Source organism: Ramlibacter monticola (assembly GCF_016722785.1).
Taxonomy (GTDB): Bacteria; Pseudomonadota; Gammaproteobacteria; order Burkholderiales; family Burkholderiaceae_C; genus Ramlibacter; species Ramlibacter monticola.
On the sequence record NZ_JAEQNE010000002.1, the window covers coordinates 210,569 to 231,025 of the forward strand.

Consider the following 20,457-nt stretch of genomic DNA (forward strand, 5'->3'; position numbering starts at 1 on the left):
AGGGCCCCCGCTGACACCTGTGGCGGGGGAACTGCAGAGAATCTTGACACGCACATCCAAGGAGATCCCATGCGCTCACGACTCGTCCTGCTCGTGGTGGCCATCCTGCTGGTGGCAGGCTTCGTCGCCCTCAACTGGTCCGAGGTGATGCGGCCTTCGCCGCTGCTGTTCGGCGCCTTCGTGGCCGATGCCCCGCTGGGGGCGATCCTGCTGGCGCTGCTCGCGCTGGCCGTCGTCGCCTTCGTGCTGTCGGCGGGCACGATCCGCACGCAGTCGCTGCTGGAATCGCGCACCCACTACAAGGAACTGCAGGCCCAGCGCTTGCTGGCCGACAAGGCCGAGGCTTCCCGTTTCACCGAGCTGCGTGCCTACCTCGAGGAGAACCTGCGCGAACTGCGCGAGCGCGACAGGATGCTGACGAGCGAACTGCAGCGCGAGATGCGCGCGCAGACCGAGACGACCAACCGCATGCTGGCGGCCCGCCTCAACGAGCTGGAAGCGCGCTTCGATCGCGGCGGCTGGAGCCGGGGCGCGGCCACGGTGCCGGTGACGCCGCTCGAACCCGTGCGCAGCGAAGTCGTGCACGAGCACGCGATGGCCGAGGAGGCCCGCCAGGCGCAGCTGCGCGAGGAAGAACGCATGCGTGACGAGCGCATGCGCGATGAGCGCATCCGCGAGGAACCGGAGCTCCGGCGCGAGGAACGGCCGGGCGAGCAGCCGACGGGCTGGCGGCGCTGGTTCTGAGGCGTCGTCAATCGAACAGGCCGGGCCCCTGCCCGAGCCGGGCCTGTTCGATCTCCAGCATCCGCAGCTTGGTGTTCGTTCCGCCCTCCGCCGAGAACCCACCCGACTTGCCGCCGGCCGCCAGCACCCGATGGCAGGGGACGACCGGCGCGAACGGGTTGTGCCCGAGCGCCTGGCCGACGGCCCGCGCGGCGCCGGGTTCGCCGAGCCGGCGGGCCACCTCGCCATAGGTCAGCACTTCGCCGGGAGGGATCGCACGCGTCACCGCGTAGACCCGCTGGTGGAAGGGCGGCACGCTCGCCAGGTCCAGCGGCAGGTCTGCGAGGTCGTCTTTCGCGCCGGCCAGCAGTGCCTGGATGCGGGCGATGGCGCCCTGCACGAAGGACGGTGGCTCGCATTCCGGCACTCCGGCGCCGACGTGCCGCCGAAGCCGCGCCAGGGTGCCCGCCCGGGTGGTTTCCGGCAACTGCACGCCCGCAAGGACGTCATCGGCCCACGCGATGGCGCAGGGCCCGATGGCCGTGTCGAACAGGCAGCAGCCCTGCGCCCGTGCCACGGCACTCAGCTCCCGGCGACCGCCCGCAGCGCGTAGCCGAGCCGCGGGAAGTGCACGTGCACGACGCCGGCGCGCGGGTCCTCGCGCCGCAGGCTGTAGTGGGTGCGCGTGGCGGCGATGAGCTCGCCTTCGGTGGGCTCGTTGCCGAAGGATTCCGGGGTCACCGTGACGCGGCTGCCCAGAGGGATGCCGTGGTCGTCCTGGAAGGCGCTGTCGATCAGCAGGTTGGACCCGGACGGCTGCGGTTCGGCGGCGCTGGCCATCGCGAGCGCGTCCTCCGGCGTGAGCCGCGTCATCGGCCCGTGCCCGATCGCCTCCACGCGGTTCGCCCATTCGGCCACCGAAGGCGTGGGGTTGAGGATGTCCGCCAGCAGCGGAACCTGCGTGCGCGTGTACCAGATGCCGTGGTAGGCCGCGAAGTCGGCCACGCAGGGCTCGACCCCGAACAGGAAGTCGTGCTCGTCGGCCATGTTGGCGATGCGCCGCAGGTAGGAGCGGTAGGCCGAGGTGGCGTCGCCGGGACGATGGCGCACCATGTTGACGGACATGGCCTTGCGGTCCTCGGCGAACGCCTTGGCCATGTCGGGCGGCGCCTTCGCGAACACGTGGGCCGCGCCCCGGGGCTGCAGGTTGTAGCCCATGGCGGCCCAGAACAGGGTCGAATCCGCCCACTGCGCGAAGATGCGGCACACGCCCTTGAGGTGCGGCGGGTACAGCGTGGGCTCGGGGCGCACATGTTCCAGCACGTCGCAAATAAGGGCCGTGTCGCAGTAGATGTCCGCCCCCACCTGCAGCACGGGCGTGCGGCGGTAGCCGCCGGTCAGCGCGGTCACGTCCGGTTTCGGCAGGATCGCCGGCACGTGCACCGACTTCCACGGCAGCTTCTTGAAGCCGAGGACGAGGCGGATCTTTTCGGAGAACGGCGAGCTGGGGTAGTGGTGCAGGATCAGGTCGTTCATGTTCTCAGCGGGGAAGCGCGCGCAGCAGGATGGCGTCGAAATCGGTGCGGCCGGACAGGGTGCCGAAGGCCTGGCCCCAGTCGCCGTCCAGGCGCGAGGCGCAGAAGGCGTCGACCACCGCCGGCGGCGCGGTCTGCGCGAGCAGCGCGGCCTGGACGGCCAGCGCGACCTCCTGCGCGAGCCGGCGCGCCTCGACCTCGGTGGCCATCTCTTCGACGCGCGCGGGCAGGCTGGAGGCCAGCCGGTCGAGGGCCGGGTGCGCGCCCCTGGCCGCGGCCAGTTCGTGGGCCAGCGCCGCGCCCGCGTCGCCGCTGCGCAGCGCCCGCAGCAGGTCCAGCGCCATGATGTTGCCGGCGCCTTCCCAGATCGAATTGACCGGCATCTCGCGGTAGATCCGGGCCATGACGCCCTCGCCGCCCTCTTCCACGTAGCCGTTGCCGCCCAGGCACTCCATCGCCTCCTGGGCGAAGGCGCTGCCGCGCTTGCAGATCCAGAACTTGGAGATCGGCGTCAGCAGGCGCGCGATGGCGGCCTCGTGGGCATCGCCGCGCTTGTCGTAGCCGCGCGCCAGCCGCAGGGCCAGCGCCGTGGCGGCCTCGCTCTCCAGCGCCAGGTCGGCCAGCACGTTGCGCATCAGCGGCTGCTCGATCAGGCGCTTGCCGAAGGCCATGCGCTGCCGCGTGTGGTCCAGCGCCAGCGCCAGCGCCTGCCGCATGAGGCCGCTGGTGCCCAGCGCGCAGTCGAGGCGCGTCAGGGTTCCCATCTCGAGGATCTTCGGCACGCCCCGCCCTTCCTCGCCCACGAGCCACGCGGTCGCTTCCTGGAATTCGACTTCGGAGCTGGCGTTGGCCTTGTTGCCGAGCTTGTCCTTCAGGCGCTGGATGCGCAGCGCGTTGCGGCTGCCATCGGGCAGCACGCGCGGCAGGAACAGGCAGCTGAGCCCGGCCGGGGTGTTGGCGAGGATCAGGAAAGCGTCGCACATGGGCGCCGAGAAGAACCACTTGTGGCCCGTGACTCGGAAGCGCGGACCCCAGCCGTCGCTGCCGTCGGCGACGGCGCGGGTGCTGTTCGAGCGCACGTCGGAGCCGCCCTGCTTCTCCGTCATGCCCATGCCCATCGTGACGCCCGGCTTCTCCGTGAAGGGCTTCAGCAGCGGGTCGTAGCTGCGGCTGGTGAGCTTGGGGGCCCAGTCCGCGTACACCGCGGCGTTGGCCCGCAGCGCCGGCGTGACCGCATAGCTCATCGAGATCGGGCACAGGATGGAGGGCTCCAGCCCGGTGAAGAGCATGAAGCCGGCCGCGCGCAGCACGTGCGCGCCGGACGCCGACGTGCCCCAAGGCGCACCGTGCAGCCCCGCCCGCACCGCCGCGGCCATCAGGGCGTGGTAACTGGGGTGGAACTCGACTTCATCGAGGCGATGGCCGAAGCGGTCGTGCGTGCGCAGCTCGGGGGTGTGCACGTTGGCGAGCCGTGCGTGCGTCTGCATCTCGGCCGAGCCGGCCAGCGCGCCGAGTTCGCGCAGCGGCGCCGGGTCGAGCTCCGGCGCGTTGAAGCGCAGCGCGTCCTGCAGGGCCCGGTGCGTCTCGAACAGGTTGACGTCGACCAGCGGCCCCGGCTGGTTGAAGACTTCGTGCGTGGCGAACTCCGGCATGGCGGCTCCCGGCGCTGGCATGACCGCCCGAGTATCCACCAGCCGGCTGTTCTCAGACCAGCTTCACCACCTGCTTGCCGAAATTGCGGCCCTTGAGCATGCCAAGGAAGGCGTCCGGCGCCGACTCCAGGCCCTGCGCCACCGATTCGCGCGGCCGGAACTTGCCCGAGCCCACCAGCTGCCCCAGCTCCTGCAGCCCCTGCGGCCACAGTTCCATGTGCTCGCTGACGATGAAGCCCTGCACCAGCAGGCGGCTGCGCAGGATCACCTGCGGGTACGCCAGCGGGATCGGCTTGCCTTCGTAGCCGGCAATCATGCCGCACACGGCGATGCGGCCGAAGTCGTTCATGCGCAGCATCACCGCATCCAGGACCATGCCGCCGACGTTCTCGAACAGGCCGTCGATTCCACCCGGGCAGGCCTCCTTGAGGGCGCGCGCCAGCGACGGCGCGTCGGCGTACTGCCGGTAGTCGACGCAGGCGTCGAAGCCCAGTTCCTGTTCGACGTAGCGGCACTTGTCCGGCCCGCCGGCGATACCGACCGCGCGGCAGCCGCGCTGCTTCGCCAGCACGCCGACCGCGCTGCCCACCGCGCCGCTGGCCGCGCTGACGACCACCGTCTGGCCCGCCTTGGGCTGGATGATCTGCGTGAGCCCGTACCACGCAGTGACGCCCGGCATGCCCACGGCGCCGAGATAGTGCGACAGCGGCACATGGGTGGTGTCCACCTTGCGCAGGCCGCCCTGCTCCGCCGACACCACGGCATATTCCTGCCAGCCGCCCATGCCGACCACCTTGTCGCCGGCCTGGAACCTCGGGCTGCGGCTCTCGACCACCTCGCCCACGGTGCCGCCCTGCATCACCTGCCCGAGCGGCTGCGGCGCCGCATAGCTCTTCGCGTCGTCCATGCGCCCGCGCATGTACGGGTCGAGGCTGAGGTAGTGGTGGCGCACGAGCACCTCACCTTCCTTCAGCGCCGGGGTGTCGCCGGTCACCAGCTTGAAGTTGTCGGCGCGCGCCTCGCCTTGCGGGCGGCTGTCCAGCAGGAACTGCCTGTTCTGGGGCATGGGGGCCTCCTCAATCGGTGGAGATGACGTTGGACTGCGCCGTGGGTGCCGGGCGCTTGACGTACTTGAAGGTGCCGGTGGCATGGGCGCAGGCCCGGCCTTCGGGATCGTAGACCGTTCCCTCGGTGAAGGCCATGGACTTCGTCCGGTGCATCAGCCGGCCCTTGCCGGTCAGCAGCCCCTGGCAGGGCTGCATGAAGGTGGTCTTCATCTCGATGGTCACGACGCCGGTCTCGAGGTCGAGGCTGCGCGCCGCCGTGGCCATGGTCACGTCGAGCAGTGTCATGATCGCGCCGCCGTGCGCCACGAAGAAGGAGTTCATGTGCTCGCGCCTCGGCTCGAAGCGCAGGATCGATTCGCCGCCTTCCATCTTCACCAGCTCGAAGCCGAGGTGCTCGACGAAAGGGATCTCGACGCCAAACAGCTTGGGGGTCGTCACTCGTTCAACCTCCCGCGATGCAGGACACGCCGCCGTCGACGGCGAGCCACTGGCCGGTGATGTGCTTGCCGGCGTCCGAGGCGAACAGCAGGCAGGCGCCCTTGAGGTCCTCGTCGTCGCCGAAGCGGTGCAGCGGCGCGTTCTTCAGCAGCTCGTCGCCCATGGTGTCCAGGGTGTGCTTCGTCATCTTGCTCGGGAAGAAGCCGGGGCAGATCGCATTGACGTTGATGCGGTGCCGGCCCCACTCGGCGGCCAGCGCCTGGGTGAAGGTGATCACCGCGCCCTTGGAGGTGTTGTAGGCGATGGTGTTGTGGCCCTCGGGGTTGCCGCCCAGCCCGGCGATGGAGGCCACGTTGAGGATGCGGCCCTGCCGGCGCGGGATCATGCTGCGCTTGCCGATCTGCTGGCTCAGGAGGAAGTAGCCGCGGATGTTGAGGTTCATCACCTTGTCCCAGGCTTCGGTCGGATGGTCCTCGGCCGGCGCGCCCCAGGCGGCGCCCGCGTTGTTCACCAGGATGTCGACCTCGCCCATGCGCGCCAGGGTCTGGTCGGCCAGGCGGCGGATGTCCTCCTCGCGGGCGCAGTCGGCGGCGATCCAGCGGGTGTCGATGCCGGCGGCCTGCAGGTCGGCGCTGGCCTCCTCCAGTTCGCCCTCCTTGCGGGCGGTGAGCATGATGCGGGCACCGGCCTCGCCGAGCGCGCGGGCCAGCTGCAGGCCCAGCCCGCGCGAGCCGCCGGTCACGAGGGCCGTCTTTCCCTTCAGGTCGAACAGCTCGAATACGCTGCGTGTCATTGTCATCCTCGGGTCGTTTCGGTCGGAAACCTCGAATCATGCCGAAACCGGCCCGACCCCGCCTGCCGCGTGAGGGACAGCGTCAGCGCCGCGGCCCCAGCAGCACCACGCCGCGCTCCTCGTACAGGCGGGCCCGCGGCTCGCCGGGCGGCACGCGGTCGGCCCGCGTCAGCACCATGTCTTCCGGCAGCGGATCGCGCTTGGGCGACACCCGAGCGAGGTAGACGGCGAAGCTGGGAAGGTGGACCTGCCACTGCGCCACCGTGCCCGGGTGCGAGGCGGCCGCGGCGGCGGCACGGCGCACCGGCCCCTGCAAGGCCTCGCCGAACCAGGGCAGCGTGGCTCCCGCGATGAACAGGGCCAGCGCGCCCGCCGCGCCGGCGAGCCGCAGCGCCGGCGCGCCTGTCTTCCAGGCCAGCAGCAGCGCCAGCACCGCCGACAGCCCTGCGACCGGCTGCCAGGACGGAGCCGGCACGCCGGACAGCAGCGCGCGGTAGAAGGGGTCGCGCACGGCGGGCGCGAAGTGCAGCACCAGCCAGGGCAGCGCCGCGACCAGCAGCGCGCCCAGGACCAGGCCCGCCGCCGCCAGGCGGTGCAGCCGCTTCGAACCTTCGGCCAGCGCGCGCGCCATCAGCAGCACCAGCGGCGCGTAGCCGTACAGCACGTAGTGCGGCAGCTTGGTGGAGGCGAAGGAGAAGAACAGCAGGACGAAGGCGCTCCACCCGAGCAGGAAGCGACCCAGCGGGTCGGCCCAGGCGGCGCGCCAGCGCCGCAGCACGCCGGCCAGCAGCGGCGTCCAGGGCAACGCGAGCAGCGGCAGCACCACGAGGTAGTACAGCGACGAGCCCGCGTGGCCGCCGATGGTCCCGGTGAAGCGCTCCACGTTGTGCCGCAGCAGGAAGCCTTCGACGAAGGCCATGCCGTGGCGGTGCAGCGCATAGGCGTACCAGGGCGCGGCCAGCGCGAGCAGCAGCGCCCAGCCCGGGAGGTCCGCCAGCGCAAGGCGCAGCGGCGCCCAGCGGCGGCTCGCGGCGCACCAGACCAGCACCGCGGCGCCGGGCACCAGCAGCGCGATGGGGCCTTTGACCAGCAGGCCGAGGCCCACCCAGGCAAACGCGCGGCGCAGCGGCGCCTTGCGGCCGGTGTCCAGGAAGCGCCAGGCATCGAGCGTGGCCAGCACCAGCAGCAGGTTCAGCACGCCGTCGGCGGTGGCGCCGCGGCCGATCATCTGCCAGCCGATGCTGGTCACCGTCATCGCGCCGGCGAGCAGGCCCGCGCGCTCGCCCCAGCGGCGGGCGGCGAAGGCGGCCAGGGCGAGCGCCATCGCCCAGCAGGCCAGCGCGGACGGCAGGCGCAGCGCGAACTCGCCGAAGCCGAACGCGGCGGCGCTGGCGGCCTGCAGCCAGTAGATCAGGATCGGCTTGTCGAAGCGGTCGGCGCCGTTGAGGGTGGTGTGGCCCCAGTCGCCGCTGGCCAGCATCTCGCGCGTGGCCTCCGAGAACGCGCCCTCGTCGACGTCGAACAGGGGCGTGCCCCCCAGCTGCCACAGCAGCGGCAGTGCGAGCAGCAGCGCGAAGGCGACGCGGCGCAGCGCGGGCACGGCGGCCCAGCCCGGCCAGCGGGCGTCCGCCGCCGCCGGGTCAGCCATGCCAGCCCGCCTCGTCCGGCGCTCCCGGGGCGTTGGTGTCGCCGCCGCGCACGCGGTACGCCCGCGCCCGACCGACATCGAAATAGACCCGCATCAGCAGCTCGGCCAGCACGCCGGTCGTGAGCAGTTGCACGCCGCCCAGCACGAGGAAAAAACCGAGCGCGAGCAGCGGCCGGGCGCCGATGGAATGGCCGGTGAGCTTGAGAAAGCCCAGGTAGGCCAGCATCAGGGAGCCTGCCAGCATGACGGCGAGCCCGATGCCGCCGAAGAAGTGGCCCGGGCGGGTACCGAAGCGCAGGAAGAAGTGCACCGCCAGCAGGTCCAGCAGGACGCGGACGGTGCGGGTGATGCCGTACTTGGAGCGGCCGGCGCGGCGCGGGTGGTGCCGCACCGGTTCCTCCGCCATGCGCGAGGGGCTGGTCACCGTGGCCAGCCAGGCGGGGATGAAGCGGTGCATCTCGCCGTAGAGGCGCACCTGGCGCAGCACGCCGGCGCGGAACACCTTGAGGCTGCAGCCCAGGTCCTGGAACTGCAGGCCGCTCACGCTGCGGATCAGCCGGTTGGCCAGCAGGGAAGGCAGCCGGCGCAGGACGAAGCCGTCCTGGCGCTCGCGCCGCCAGCCGGCGACGAGGTCCAGATCCTCGGCGAGCAGGCGCGCCACCATGCGCGGGATGTCGGCGGGGTCGTTCTGCAGGTCGCCGTCCAGGGTGGCGATCACGTCGCCGCGGGCGGCGTCGATGCCCGCCTGCATGGCCGCGGTCTGGCGGAAATTGCGCGCCAGGTGCAGCACGCGCACCCAGGAGCCCGACTCGCGCGCGCGGCGGTCCAGCGTGCGGCCGGTGCCGTCGGTGCTGCCGTCGTCGACGACGATCAGCTCCCAGGGCCAGGGATAGGCGGCGAGCGCCGATTCGACGGCGTCCACCAGGGCCGCGGCGTTGTCCACCTCGTTGAACATGGGAACGACGATCGACAGGCGGTGGGCCGGCAGCCCGGCGAAGTCGCCTGAGGCGGCCGCCGCCACAGCCGCGTCGGCTGCGGCCAGCGGAGGAAGGGAGGCGGAATTCATGAAGGCGATTCCTTGCGCACAGTGGACCCCGGCAGGCGCAACTGCGCAAGAGCGGCAGCCCCCAGCGCCACCGCCAGGCTGAACGCGTGCACCGCCAGCGCGGCGGACACGACGGCGCCGACTGCGGCGGGCGGCGCGCCCGCGGCGAGCCAGACGCCGCCTTCGTAGACGCCCAGGCCCGCTGGCGGCTGCAGGGGTTGCACGCCGGCGAGCTCGCCGCCGAGCGCGGCGCGCCAGGCGTCCGCCAGCGGCAGGCCGGCCAGCGCGGCGAGCAGGCCGCCGTTGGCCAGCACCTTGAGCGTCCAGTTGCCGACGCTGGCAGGCAGGCCCTGCCAGGGCGATGCCATGGCGTGGACGGCGCCCCCGGCCCGCGCGGACAGCCAGCGCCACAGCGGCGGCAGCAGCAGGTGCATCAGGAGCGCCGCGCCCGCGGCGAGCAGCAGGCGCAGCCCGGGCGCGAGGGGCACGAGCAGCAGCAGCGCCAGCAGCGCGAGCACGGCCGCATCCTGCACCCGCCAGCGCAGCAAGGCCAGGCCGGCCGGCCCCCAGCCGACGCCCCACTGGCGCCGCACGGCCCAGAGGTAGGCGGCCTCGCCGGCGCGCAGAGGCAGCATCACGACCATGGCGTTGTGGGTGAGCACGAGGCGCAGGCAGTCCCACCAGCGCACCGGCGCGACGTGCCGCCAGTCGCGCTGCAGGCGCACCGCCCGCAAGGCATGGCCCGCCAGCAGCGCCGCGGCGGCCGCGAACCAGTTCCAGGCCGGCAGGCGCGCGGCCTGGGACTGCAGCGCGTCCAGGCGGGCGTGGCGCAGCAGCCAGGCCCAGGCGAGCAGGCACACCAGCACGGTGAGCCCGACGCGCAGCCAGTGCAGCGGGTGGGGGCCCGGTGCGGGGCTGCCCGATTCGCCGGCCGCGGCCTCCTTCACGAGCGCTCCGCCGGTGCGTCGCGCAGGGTGCGCGTGGCGCGCGGATCGCGGGCCGCGCGCCAGCGCCAGGCAGCGCTCGCGCAGGCCATGATCGCGAGCACCACCACCGTCGGCACTCCGGCCGGATAGCCGGTGCGTTCCTCGAGCAGGACCGCCGCGGCCGCGAGCTCCGCGACCGCCACCCAGCGCTGGCCGGTGGGCGCGGCGATGCGCCGGACCAGGGCCGCGTGCAGGCGCCGGCCCGGCCCGCGCTCCCAGCCGGCCAGGCACGCGGCCACGGCCAGCAGCCCCAGGCCTGCGCCGACCAGCACGTCGGACGGCCAGTGGGCCCCGACGACCACGCGCGACCAGGCGATGCAGCCGGCCGCGGCCCCGACCAGGAGCATCGCCAGGGGCCGGCGGCCGGGCAGCGCGAGGCAGACCAGCGCCGCCGCCGCCGCGGCCGTGAGCGCATGGCCGGAAGGCATCGAGACCGCGCCCCGGAACGCCGAGCCGATCACGTGCAGCTGCGGCGCCAGCGCGCTGCCGGCCGGACGCGGCACGGCCAGCAGCCATTTGACGGCATGGGTGAGGACGCCGCCCAGCAGGAACACGGGCGGCAACAGCGCCGCCACGCGCCCGGCCCCGCGGTCGACGGCGAGCACGCAGATCACCGCGCAGGAGCCCAGCCCCATCACGGTGGTGACTGACCAGAACATGGAGGACAGCGCGGACGGCGCGCCGGCGTGCACCCGGAGCATCCAAGCCGGGTCGGCGCCCGAAAGATGGACCAGGAGGCCCGCGAGCACCAGCAGGACGCCCCCGGCGCACAGCCAAGGCAGCGGGCGCGGGCCGCCAGGGTCGGCCGTGCCGTTAGGCAAGTTCTTCATTCTCCCGAATCGACAATCAGTGCGAACCGGGCAGTATGCGGCGGAAAAATTGCGGTTGTCTTAAGACACGGCAAGGTTTCTGTGGCCGGGGAGCGCGGCCGTCAGAAGGCGTCCTCCGGCATGGTCGCGCAGGTCGGATCGCGCGTCTCGACGACCCGCAGCCAGGCCGGGATCCGGGGCAGCTCGTAGTGGAAGAAGTAGCGCGCGGCGCGCACCCGGCCCTCTTCGGCCGGCCTCTCGACCTGGGCCGGCAGGGCCAGCAGCACGTCGAGCCAGGTCCAGGCGATCACCAGGTGGCCGAAGGCCTGCATATAGGGCACGGCATTGGCCAGCGCCTCGGCCGCGTTGGCCGTGGCCCAGGCCGCCTTGGTCGCGGCGCCGACCTTCTGCAGGGCTTGGCCCAGCGCATTGGCATGCTCCGCCAGTTGCGGCTGCTGGATCGCGCGCTCGATGGTCGCATTGATGCGTGCGGCCAGCAGCGCCAGGCCCTTGCCGCCTTCCATCACCACCTTGCGCCCCAGCAGGTCGGCCGCCTGGATGCCGTGGGTGCCCTCGTGGATCATGTTCAGGCGGTTGTCGCGCCAGTACTGTTCCACCGGGAAGTCCCGGGTGTAGCCGTAGCCGCCGTGGACCTGGATGGCCAGCGAGTTGGCCTCGAGGCAGAACTCGCTGGGCCAGCTCTTGGCGACCGGCGTCAGCACCTCCAGCAGCAGGCGGGCCTCGTCGGCGGCCTCGGGCGTGCCGGTGTGCTGTTCATCCACCAGCCGCGCGCAGTACAGCAGCAGCGCCAGCGCGCCCTCGCAGTACGACTTCTGCGCCAGCAGCATGCGCTTGACGTCGGCGTGCTCGATGATGCGGACCTGCGGCTGCGCGGGGTCCTTTCCCGCGGGTCCCACGGGGCGCCCCTGCGGGCGGTTCTTCGCGTACTCCAGCGAGGCCTGGTAGCCGGCCAGCCCGAGCGAGGTCGCGGCCATGCCGATGCCGATGCGCGCCTCGTTCATCATGTGGAACATGCAGCGAAGGCCCTCGCCCGGACGGCCCACCAGGTAGCCGATCGCGCCGGCGCCGCCGCGCACCGGGAAGCTGCCTTCGCCGAAATTGAGCAGCGTGTTGGTGGTGCCGCGCCATCCCAGCTTGTGGTTCAGGCCGGCCAGGGCGATGTCGTTGCGCTCGCCGGTGAGGCGGCCTTCGGTGTCCACCAGCTTCTTGGGCACGACGAACAGCGAGATCCCGCGCGTGCCCGGCACCGGCTTGCCGTCGGGGCCGGGGATCTTCGCCAGCACCAGGTGCACGATGTTCTCGGCCAGCTCGTGTTCGCCGGCGGAGATCCACATCTTGTTGCCCCTGAGGCGGTAGCGCGGGCCGAGCGGGTCGGCCTCGAAGTCCGGGCCGTCCGGCAAGGCGCGGGTGGCGATGTCCGACAGCGAGGAGCCCGCCTGCGGTTCCGACAGGCACATGGTGCCGGAGAAGCGGCCGCTGAACTCGTTGCGGGCGAAGACCTCCCGCTGCAGCGGCGTGCCGTGCGCCATCAGCAGGTTGGCGTTGCCGATGGTGAGCAGGCCGCCGCCGATGCTGACCGAGGCCGTGGCGAAGAAGGTGCCGGCGGCCGCCTCGATGGTGTACGGCAGTTGCATGCCGCCGAGCTCGTAGTCCTGCGCGGCGCCCAGCATCCCCGAGCCGACGTAGGCGGCGTGCGCCTCGTGGGTGGCCCTGGGCAGGATCACCCTCTCGCCGTCGAAGCGCGGCTCCTCCGTATCCACCAGCCGGTTGAAAGGCGCGTACTTCTCGCGCGCGATCCGCTCGCAGATATCCATCACCGCGCCGAAGGTCTCGCGCGAATGGTCGGCGAAGCGTTCCCGCTCGGTCAGGCTTTCCGCGTGCAGCCAGTCGTAGAGGAGGAATTCGAGGGTGGGGCGCAATGTGGACATGGGAGAAAACAAAATACCGAACGCAGAGGGCGCAAAGGTTCGCAGAGGACGCAGAAAAGTCCTCTTGATTGTTCGCTTCTCTTCTTTTCTTTTCTGCGTCCTCTGCGGCTCCTCTGCGCCCTCTGCGTTCGGCTGTCAGGTTTTTTAGAGGACTTCGAACACGCCGGCAGCCCCCATCCCGCCGCCGATGCACATCGTGACGACGACGCGCTTGGCGCCGCGTCGCTTGCCTTCGATCAGGGCGTGGCCGGTCAGGCGCTGGCCGGAGACGCCGTAGGGGTGGCCCACGGCGATGGCGCCGCCGTTGACGTTGAGGCGGTCGGCCGGGATGCCCAGCTTGTCGCGGCAGTACAGCACCTGCACCGCGAAGGCTTCGTTCAGTTCCCACAGGTCGATGTCCTGCACCGTCAGTCCCAGGCGCTTGAGCACCTTGGGCACGGCGAACACCGGGCCGATGCCCATCTCGTCGGGCTCGCAGCCGGCCACCGCGAAGCCGAGGAAGCGGCCCATGGGCTTCAGGTTGTTCCGGCTGGCGTACTCCTCGCTCACCACCACGCAGGCGCCGGCGCCGTCGGAGAACTGGCTCGCGTTGCCGGCGGAGATCACACCGCCGGGCAGCGCCGGCTTGATGCCGCTGATGCCTTCCGCCGTGGTGCCGGGACGCAGGCCCTCGTCCTGCGACGCCGTCACTTCCCGGGTCGTGAGGCCCATCACCGGATCCGCCACGCCGGTCTTCACGGTGATCGGCGCGATCTCGTCCTTGAACTTGCCCGCTTCCTGGGCGGCGCAGGCCTTCTGCTGGCTGGCCGCGCCGTATTCGTCCATCCGCTCGCGCGAGATGTTGTAGCGCTTGGCGACCTGTTCCGCCGTCTGCAGCATCGTCCAGTAGATCTCGGGCTTCTTCTCCATCAGCGCCGGGTCGCGCAGCATGTGCTGGTTCATCTCCTGCTGCACGCAGGAGATGCTCTCGACGCCGCCGGCCACGTACACCTCGCCCTCGCCCGCGATGATCCGCTGCGAAGCCATCGCGATCGTCTGCAGGCCCGAGGAGCAGAAGCGGTTGACGGTGGCGCCCGACACCGTCACCGGCAGGCCGGCCATCAGCGCGATCTGGCGCGCGATGTTGGCGCCCGTGGCCCCCTCGGGATTGGCGCAGCCCATGAGGACGTCCTCGACCGCGTCGGGCGCGATGCCCGCGCGCTGGACCGCGTTCTTGACCGCGTGGCCGCCCAGCGTGGCGCCGTGCGTCATGTTGAAGGCACCCTTCCAGCTCTTGGTGAGGGGCGTGCGGGCGGTGGAGACGATGACGGCTTTGCTCATGGGAGGCCTTTCGTGAGGGTTCGGATCAGGCGGTGGGCGCGTTGAGGTTGCGCAGGAGTTGATGGTAGAAGCGCACCATGTCGGCCAGCGCGGCGACGGCGATGCGCTCGTTGGTGCCGTGCAGGCGCTGCAGGTCCTCGGACCGGGCGCGCACGGGCGAGAAACGGTAGATGTGGTCGGCGATGGGCACGAACAGCCGCGAGTCGGAACCGGCGACGTAGAGGGCCGGCGCCACGACGACCTCGGGGAACAGCGAGCGCAGCGTGCGCTGGATCTGCTGGTAGGACGCGGAGCGCGTGGAGGTGACCGGCGTGGGCTCGTAGCCGCCGGGGAGTTCCTCGACCGAGAAGCCCTCGCCCACCCGGGCCTGCACGTGCTGCCGGACGCTGGCGCGCGACTCGCCCGGCAGGATGCGGAAGTTCAGCACCGCTTCCGCCTCGGCCGGCAGTACGTTCTCCTTCTCGCCGGCGCGCAGCACGGTGAGCGCCGTGGTGGTGCGCAGCATCGCATTGCTGCCCGGCGTCTTCTCCAGCTGCGCCCGCACCAGCGGGCCGAACAGCCACAGGTTCGAGAGCGCGACCCGCTGGAAACCGCGCATCTCCGGCGCCGTGGTCTCGAACATCTCGCGCGCGACGCCCTCGAGCGCGGCGGGCAACTGCTCGCGGTCGAGCCGCCGCAGCGCCTCGGCCAGCTGCGCGATGGCGCTGGCGCCCGGGGCCGGCGGCAGCGAGGAATGTCCGCCCTGCGTCCTGACCTTGAGGAGGAAGGACGCGTAGCCCTTCTCCGCCGTGCCGACCAGCGCCACGGGCGCCTGCACGCCCGGGACCATGCCTTCGGTGATCACCAGCCCTTCGTCGAGCACGAAGTCGAGGCGGACCTGCCGCTGCTGCAGCAGCTTCACCACCTGCTGCGCGCCGCGCTCGCCGGAAACTTCCTCGTCGGCGCCGGACACCAGGTACACGGTCGGGCGGGGCTGGAAGCCCGAGCCCAGCAGCATCTCGATCGCTTCGAGCTGCGCGACCAGGTTCCCCTTGTCGTCCCAGGCGCCGCGCCCCCAGACGAAGCCGTCCCTGACGACACCCGCGAAGGGCGGCGCCTGCCAGGCCGCCTCGGTGCCGGGCGCGACGGGCACCACGTCCTGGTGGGCCAGCAAGGCGACCGCCTTCGCGTTGGGGTCGCTGCCGCGCCACGTATAGAGCAGGCTCAACCCGCCGACGACCTCGCGTTGCAGGCGCGCGTGCACCAGCGGGAAGCGCTGCTCCAGCCAGGCGTGCAGCCGGCGGAACTCGTCCGCGTTGAGCGAGGGGTCCTCCCGGCTTGCGATGGTGCGCAGGCGCACCGCGCCGGCCAGCTTCTCCGCGACCGCCTGCGCATCGACCGCCAGCGGAGGCGCGGGCGGGACGTCGAGCTGGCGCGAGCCCTGGCGCAGGGTGTTGGCCGCCAGGACAGCGGCCAGCAGCAGCACGAGTGCGGCGAGGACGAGGACTGCGCGCTTGATCATGGGGCGGGCCTGGATCCCCGCCTGCGCGGGCGACAGCCGATCCGGACCCCGCCTGCGCGGGGAGGACGGTCCGTCGCCCCGCACGCGGGGCCGTGGACCGTCAGTTGAAGGTCTTGCCTTCCGCCGCCAGCTTGAGCAGCAGCGGCGCCGGCTCCCAGAACTTCGCGTCGTCGCGCGGGTTCTTCTGGAAGCGCTTCATCGCCTGCACCACGTTGAACAGGCCCACCTGGTCGGCGTAGAGCATCGGGCCGCCACGGTGGATCGGGAAGCCGTAGCCCGTGATGTAGACCATGTCGACGTCGCTCGCGCGGGCGGCGATGCCCTCCTCCAGGATGCGCGCGGCCTCGTTGACCAGCGAGAACACCAGGCGCTGCACGATCTCGTCGTCGGAGATCTTGCGCGGCTCGACACCCAGCGACTTGCGGTGGTCGGCGATCATGTCCTCCACCAGCCTGGATGGGATGGCGTCGCGCTTGCCTTCCTTGTAGTCGTACCAGCCGGCGCCGGTCTTCTGGCCGAAGCGGCCCAGCTCGCACAGCTTGTCGGCCGTCTTGCTGTAAAGCATGTTGGGGCGCTCCTGCGCCCGGCGCTTGCGGATCGCCCAGCCGATGTCGTTGCCGGCCAGGTCGCCCATGCGGAACGGGCCCATCGCAAAGCCGAACTTCTCGATCGCCTTGTCCACCTGCTGCGGCGTGGCGCCCTCGTCCAGCAGGAAGCCGGCCTGGCGGCTGTACTGCTCGATCATCCGGTTGCCGATGAAGCCGTCGCAGACGCCGGACACGACCGCCGTCTTGCGGATCTTCTTGGCCATGGCCATCACGGTGGCGAGAACGTCCTTGCCGGTCTTGCCGCCGCGCACCACCTCCAGCAGCTTCATGACGTTGGCCGGGCTGAAGAAGTGCAGGCCGATCACGTCCTCGGGCCGCTTGGTGAAGGCCGCGATCCGGTTGACGTCGAGCGTCGAGGTGTTGCTCGCCAGGATCGCGCCCTTCTTCATCACCTCGTCGAGCTTCTCGAACACCTTTTGCTTGACGCCCATCTCCTCGAACACGGCCTCGATCACGAGGTCGGCGTCCTTGATGTCGTCGTAGGAGAGGGTCGTCTTCAGAAGGCCCACGCGCTCGTCGTACTTCTCGGGCTTGAGCTTGCCCTTCTTGACCTGCGCCTCGTAGTTCTTGCGGATGACGGCGACGCCGCGGTCCAGGGCTTCCTGCTTCATCTCGAGGAGGATCACCGGGACGCCGGCGTTGAGGAAGTTCATGGCGATGCCGCCCCCCATCGTGCCGGCGCCGATCACCGCCACCCGTTCGATCTTGCGCTGCGGCGTGTCCTCCGGCACGTCGGCGATCTTGGAGGCGGCGCGCTCGGCCACGAACAGGTGGCGCAGCGCCCGGCTCTCCGGCGTGAGCATCAGCGCCATGAAGGTCTCGCGCTCGGCGGCCAGGCCGTCGTCGAACTTCTTCTTCGTCGCCGATTCGACGGCATCGACGCACTTCGCCGGCGCCGGGAAGTTCTTCGCCATGCCCTTGACCATGTTGCGCGCGAAGCCGAAGTAGGCGTCGCCCAGCGGGTGCCGGCACGGCAGGTTGCGCACCAGGGGCAGCGGGCGCGCGTCGGCCACCGAGCGCGCGAAGGCGATCGCCTCCTCCAGCAGGCTCTCCGGCGAGGCCGCCATGCGGTCGAACAGCTTCTGCCCCGGCAGCTTCGCCAGCATCTCGCTCTTGACCGGCTCGCCGCTCACGATCATGTTCAGTGCCGGCTCGACGCCCACCACGCGCGGCAGGCGCTGCGTGCCGCCGGCGCCGGGGATCAGGCCCAGCTTGACTTCGGGCAGCGCGATGCTGGCGCCCGGCGCGGCAATGCGGTAATGGCAGCCGAGCGCCAGTTCCAGGCCGCCTCCCATGGCCACCGAATGGACCGCCGCCACGATGGGCTTGGACGAGTTCTCGCAGGCGAGGATGACCGACAGCAGGTTGGGCTCCTGGATCGCCTTGGGCGTGCCGAACTCCTTGATGTCGGCGCCCCCCGAGAAGGCCCTGCCCGCCCCGGTGAGCACGATGGCCTTGACCGCCGGGTCCGCATTCGCCTGGTCGATGCCCGCAGCGATCGCGATGCGGGTGGCGTGGCCCAGCCCGTTCACCGGCGGGTTGTTCATCGCGATCACGGCCACGTCGCCGTGGACCTTGTATTCAGCGCTCATGCTGGCTTCCTCCGGATGTGAATAGAACGGTCGTTCGCGTCGGCGATTCTAGGGGGGGTGTCCGGGCGATCGCGACGGCCATGTCCCGGCCGGGACAAGAAGCACAGGGTCTATCACAACGCAGCGGGCAATTCCAGCGGGGCCGCAGCGCATGCGCCTGCCACGGGTCGGCCAGCACGCTATGGGGCTTTCCCCAAACCGGGGCGGGGGCGAAGGGCTTGAGCCTTGCGCCGGGAGGGCCCATGCTAGTGTTTCAGCTCCGGTCCTTCCCGGTCCGGGGGCCCAGCCGCCGGGCGCAGTGGGGCGGCAACACAGATAAGCAACTCACGGAGGAATCTCATGGCTTTTACCCCCAACCTCGACCGCGAGGCACTCGTCCATGCCGGCTACGGCCGGCCCGGCGTCGGCACGCCCGCGGTTCCGGCCCTCGGGGGACTCACGGTCCGGGTCCTGAAGACGGCGACCGAACGCCTGATGATCGAGCCGCTTCGGCAATACGCCGACGTCGGCTCGGAATACCAGGTCGACCCGGGCATGGTCGCCCTGGACAAGGTCAAGGACGACCTGGGGATCGTCATGGCCATCCTGAAAGGCGGGATGCCGATCGGCACGATCCGCTTCATCCCCGGCGGCCACGGCGTGACGCTCACGGAACGCTGGTGGGCGGACGTCGCCATGGGCACCGAGGTGCTCGAATCGGACAACTGGGAAGTCGGCCGCCTGGTGATGGCGCCCGAGCACCGGCGCGCCGACCTGTTGCCGCGCTGCATGGCGATGTCGCTGATGGAACTGCTGGAACACGCCGACGTGGCCCATTTCCACGCCTCCTGCCACATGCTCATGGCGCGCCTGTACCGGCGCTTCGGATTCTCCACCCATGCCAGGAAGCTCACCCCCGGGGGGACGGAGGCCGCACTGATTCACGGGCGTGTCGCGGATGTGGCACGGGCCCTCAGGGTGCCGATGGAGCAGCCGGAAGCCGCGGTGCTACAGTAAAGCCGATAACTCGGCAGGAACCGGGGGGCTCTGGGAGGGGCGGTGCGACGGATCATCGAAGGCTTCTACGAGCGCTACCGCGCCCACCACGACATGGAGCGGCCGCTCCTGGAATGGATCGGGGTCTTCGGCTTCATCGCCTTTCCGCTGTTCTACCTGGCGCGCCGCAGCTCGGGGCTGCTGCCCACCTACGACGACCTGCACCTGCGGCTGCTAGCCTCCCTGCTCTGCCTGCTGCTGGCCCTGCGGCGCTTCTGGCCCGCGGGCCTGAAGCGCTGCTACATCGGCTACTCGTATCTCACCGTCTTCTACTGCCTGTCCTTCCTGCTGTCGTACACGATGCTCAGGAACCACGGCGGCACGCCGGGCGTGGTGAACATGCTGGTCGGGGCGATCATCATCATCCTGCTGGCCGACTGGCGCAACACGGTGACGATGCTGGTGGTGGGCTACGCGGCGGCCAGCGCGGCCTTCGCGTTCACGGTCCCCGGCACGCCGCTGCCGCCCGAATTCATGATCGCGGCGGGCGGCTCGATCCTGGTCGTGGTGGCGGGCGCGCTGACCCACTACGGCCAGAAGCGCGCCGAGCTCGAACGCATGCGCCGCCTCTATTCCGGCCTGGCCGGTTCGATCGCGCACGAGATGCGCACGCCCCTGTCGCACGTGCAGCACACCTTCGACACCATCGACGCCTACCTGGCGCGGGCGGGGCACGCCGCCGGCGGGACGCCCTCGCGCCAGCAGATCGGCGACCTGTCGCAGGCGGTGCAGCAGGGCCGGCATGCCGTGGCCCGGGGCCTGCAGGCGATCACGATGACGCTGCAGGAACTCAGCGGCAAGGCCATCGACACCAGCCGCTTCACGCTGCTCTCCGCGGCCCGCTGCGTGCAGAAGGCGGTCGACGAATATGCGTACGAAAGTCCTCAGGAGCGCGATCGCGTGAGCGTCCGCGTCCTGCAGGACTTCAGCTTCCGGGGCGACGAAACGGCTTTCGTGCTGGTGCTGTTCAACCTGCTGAAGAACGCACTCTATTACGTGCCCCTGCATCCGGACGAGACGATCACGATCACCGTCGAGGGCGGCAGCGCGCCGCGGGTGCTGGTGCACGACACCGGTCCGGGCATCGTGCCGGAGGTGATGGCGCGGCTGTTCGAGGAGTTCCGGTCGGCGGGCAAGACCGAGGGGACAGGCCTCGGGCTGGCCTTCTGCCGCCGCGTCATGCAGACCTTCGGGGGCGGGATCGGCTGCCGCTCGGTGCCCGGCCAGTTCACCGAGTTCGCGCTGGGCTTCCCGCTGCTGGAGGCCGGGATCCAGATCCCCGCCGTTAACGACGCGCCGGCCGCGGCGCCCGCCGGTCCGGTGTGCCTGTCCGGCCGCACGGTGATGGTGGTGGACGACAGCGCCTTCAACCGCACGATCGTGAAGGCCCGGCTGGGGGAACTCGGTGTGCAGGCGCTCGAAGCCCATCACGGCCACGAGGCCTTGCGGCTGCTCGACGAAGGGGCCCGTCCGGCTGCGATCCTGATGGACGTGCAGATGCCGGGGCTCAGCGGGGTGGACGCCACCCGCGCGCTGCGCGAGCGGCCCGCGCCCCTCAACGCGATCCCAGTACTGGGACTGAGCGCGAACGACCTGCCCGCGTCGCGCGAGAAGGCGCTGGCCGCCGGCATGGACGCCTACCTGACGAAACCCTTGCAGCCTGAGCTGCTGCAGGCCGAACTCGGGCGCGTGCTGAGGCACGCTTCCGGCCTCCGCGAGCCGTCCCTCCTGTCCTCGGGAACCTAGGGAAATGGAT

General features: G+C 71.1%; 17 protein-coding genes. 3 read left to right on the top strand and 14 right to left on the bottom strand.

Translation table 11 applies throughout. From position 1 onward, the window contains the following. Window positions 1-69 precede the first annotated feature (69 nt). Entirely contained in the window at window positions 70-744 is a 675-nt protein-coding gene (locus JJ685_RS08970; protein ID WP_201673911.1) for a hypothetical protein, read from the top strand. A gap of 7 nt (window positions 745-751) precedes the next feature. Here the strand turns inward: JJ685_RS08970 and JJ685_RS08975 are convergent, their stop codons facing one another. The 14 genes from JJ685_RS08975 to JJ685_RS09040 form a co-directional block, all read right to left on the bottom strand. Then, window positions 752-1,300: a methylated-DNA--[protein]-cysteine S-methyltransferase gene (locus JJ685_RS08975; RefSeq protein ID WP_330901733.1), complete on the bottom strand. Its 549-nt coding sequence runs from the start codon at window positions 1,298-1,300 to the stop codon at window positions 752-754. 5 nt (window positions 1,301-1,305) lie between these two features. Then, window positions 1,306-2,259, bottom strand: coding sequence for a glutathione S-transferase family protein (locus JJ685_RS08980; protein ID WP_201673912.1), 954 nt, complete (start codon window positions 2,257-2,259; stop codon window positions 1,306-1,308). 4 nt (window positions 2,260-2,263) lie between these two features. After that, window positions 2,264-3,931 (bottom strand): isovaleryl-CoA dehydrogenase, encoded by a 1,668-nt coding sequence (locus tag JJ685_RS08985; RefSeq protein WP_236598853.1) that lies wholly within the window; start codon window positions 3,929-3,931, stop codon window positions 2,264-2,266. A gap of 31 nt (window positions 3,932-3,962) precedes the next feature. Then, window positions 3,963-4,976, bottom strand: coding sequence for an NADP-dependent oxidoreductase (locus JJ685_RS08990; RefSeq protein WP_201673913.1), 1,014 nt, complete (start codon window positions 4,974-4,976; stop codon window positions 3,963-3,965). 10 nt (window positions 4,977-4,986) lie between these two features. Beyond that, window positions 4,987-5,415, bottom strand: a complete 429-nt coding sequence (locus JJ685_RS08995; protein ID WP_201673914.1) for a PaaI family thioesterase — start codon at window positions 5,413-5,415, stop codon at window positions 4,987-4,989. Between the two features lie 4 nt (window positions 5,416-5,419). Next, a complete protein-coding gene (locus JJ685_RS09000; RefSeq protein ID WP_201673915.1) occupies window positions 5,420-6,208 on the bottom strand; it encodes an SDR family oxidoreductase in 789 nt (262 codons plus the stop codon). Window positions 6,209-6,290: 82 nt separating this feature from the next. Continuing rightward, complete coding sequence (locus tag JJ685_RS09005; protein WP_201673916.1) at window positions 6,291-7,856, bottom strand: ArnT family glycosyltransferase; 1,566 nt, start codon at window positions 7,854-7,856, stop codon at window positions 6,291-6,293. After that, window positions 7,849-8,922 carry a glycosyltransferase family 2 protein gene (locus JJ685_RS09010; protein WP_201673917.1) on the bottom strand — a complete coding sequence of 358 codons (1,074 nt, stop codon included), beginning with the start codon at window positions 8,920-8,922 and terminating at the stop codon, window positions 7,849-7,851. The genes JJ685_RS09005 and JJ685_RS09010 overlap by 8 nt, the downstream gene beginning before the upstream one ends. Then, window positions 8,919-9,848, bottom strand: a complete 930-nt coding sequence (locus tag JJ685_RS09015; RefSeq protein ID WP_201673918.1) for a hypothetical protein — start codon at window positions 9,846-9,848, stop codon at window positions 8,919-8,921. Before JJ685_RS09015 ends, JJ685_RS09010 begins: the two co-directional genes overlap by 4 nt. Continuing rightward, window positions 9,845-10,717 (bottom strand): phosphatase PAP2 family protein, encoded by an 873-nt coding sequence (locus JJ685_RS09020; protein WP_201673919.1) that lies wholly within the window; start codon window positions 10,715-10,717, stop codon window positions 9,845-9,847. Before JJ685_RS09020 ends, JJ685_RS09015 begins: the two co-directional genes overlap by 4 nt. 101 nt (window positions 10,718-10,818) lie before the next feature. Continuing rightward, complete coding sequence (locus JJ685_RS09025; RefSeq protein ID WP_201673920.1) at window positions 10,819-12,645, bottom strand: acyl-CoA dehydrogenase; 1,827 nt, start codon at window positions 12,643-12,645, stop codon at window positions 10,819-10,821. Between the two features lie 144 nt (window positions 12,646-12,789). Continuing rightward, complete coding sequence (locus tag JJ685_RS09030; RefSeq protein ID WP_201673921.1) at window positions 12,790-13,965, bottom strand: acetyl-CoA C-acyltransferase; 1,176 nt, start codon at window positions 13,963-13,965, stop codon at window positions 12,790-12,792. Between the two features lie 25 nt (window positions 13,966-13,990). Next, complete coding sequence (locus tag JJ685_RS09035) at window positions 13,991-15,502, bottom strand: M20 family peptidase (RefSeq protein WP_269117394.1); 1,512 nt, start codon at window positions 15,500-15,502, stop codon at window positions 13,991-13,993. 64 nt (window positions 15,503-15,566) lie between these two features. Next, complete coding sequence (locus JJ685_RS09040) at window positions 15,567-17,666, bottom strand: 3-hydroxyacyl-CoA dehydrogenase NAD-binding domain-containing protein (protein WP_201673923.1); 2,100 nt, start codon at window positions 17,664-17,666, stop codon at window positions 15,567-15,569. Window positions 17,667-18,005: 339 nt separating this feature from the next. On the opposite strand from JJ685_RS09040, the gene JJ685_RS09045 reads away from it, so the two are divergent. Together JJ685_RS09045 and JJ685_RS30250 are read left to right on the top strand one after the other, a co-directional pair. Continuing rightward, window positions 18,006-18,662 carry an N-acyl amino acid synthase FeeM domain-containing protein gene (locus tag JJ685_RS09045; RefSeq protein ID WP_201673924.1) on the top strand — a complete coding sequence of 219 codons (657 nt, stop codon included), beginning with the start codon at window positions 18,006-18,008 and terminating at the stop codon, window positions 18,660-18,662. Window positions 18,663-18,704: 42 nt separating this feature from the next. Continuing rightward, on the top strand, window positions 18,705-20,447 hold the full coding sequence (locus JJ685_RS30250) for a hybrid sensor histidine kinase/response regulator (RefSeq protein WP_201673925.1): 1,743 nt from the start codon (window positions 18,705-18,707) through the stop codon (window positions 20,445-20,447). The last annotated feature ends 10 nt before the right edge of the window (window positions 20,448-20,457 follow it).

Excerpts from the sequence above, each read along its gene's own strand:
- JJ685_RS09040 (WP_201673923.1), bottom strand. The coding sequence starts at position 17,666 with ATGAGCGCTGAATACAAGGTCCACGGCGACGTGGCCGTGATCGCGATG.
- JJ685_RS09030 (WP_201673921.1), bottom strand. The coding sequence starts at position 13,965 with ATGAGCAAAGCCGTCATCGTCTCCACCGCCCGCACGCCCCTCACCAAG.
- JJ685_RS09045 (WP_201673924.1), top strand. The coding sequence starts at position 18,006 with ATGGCTTTTACCCCCAACCTCGACCGCGAGGCACTCGTCCATGCCGGC.
- JJ685_RS09010 (WP_201673917.1), bottom strand. The coding sequence starts at position 8,922 with ATGAATTCCGCCTCCCTTCCTCCGCTGGCCGCAGCCGACGCGGCTGTG.
- JJ685_RS08985 (WP_236598853.1), bottom strand. The coding sequence starts at position 3,931 with ATGCCAGCGCCGGGAGCCGCCATGCCGGAGTTCGCCACGCACGAAGTC.
- JJ685_RS08980 (WP_201673912.1), bottom strand. The coding sequence starts at position 2,259 with ATGAACGACCTGATCCTGCACCACTACCCCAGCTCGCCGTTCTCCGAA.
- JJ685_RS09005 (WP_201673916.1), bottom strand. The coding sequence starts at position 7,856 with ATGGCTGACCCGGCGGCGGCGGACGCCCGCTGGCCGGGCTGGGCCGCC.
- JJ685_RS08990 (WP_201673913.1), bottom strand. The coding sequence starts at position 4,976 with ATGCCCCAGAACAGGCAGTTCCTGCTGGACAGCCGCCCGCAAGGCGAG.
- JJ685_RS09020 (WP_201673919.1), bottom strand. The coding sequence starts at position 10,717 with ATGAAGAACTTGCCTAACGGCACGGCCGACCCTGGCGGCCCGCGCCCG.
- JJ685_RS09000 (WP_201673915.1), bottom strand. The coding sequence starts at position 6,208 with ATGACACGCAGCGTATTCGAGCTGTTCGACCTGAAGGGAAAGACGGCC.
- JJ685_RS08970 (WP_201673911.1), top strand. The coding sequence starts at position 70 with ATGCGCTCACGACTCGTCCTGCTCGTGGTGGCCATCCTGCTGGTGGCA.
- JJ685_RS09025 (WP_201673920.1), bottom strand. The coding sequence starts at position 12,645 with ATGTCCACATTGCGCCCCACCCTCGAATTCCTCCTCTACGACTGGCTG.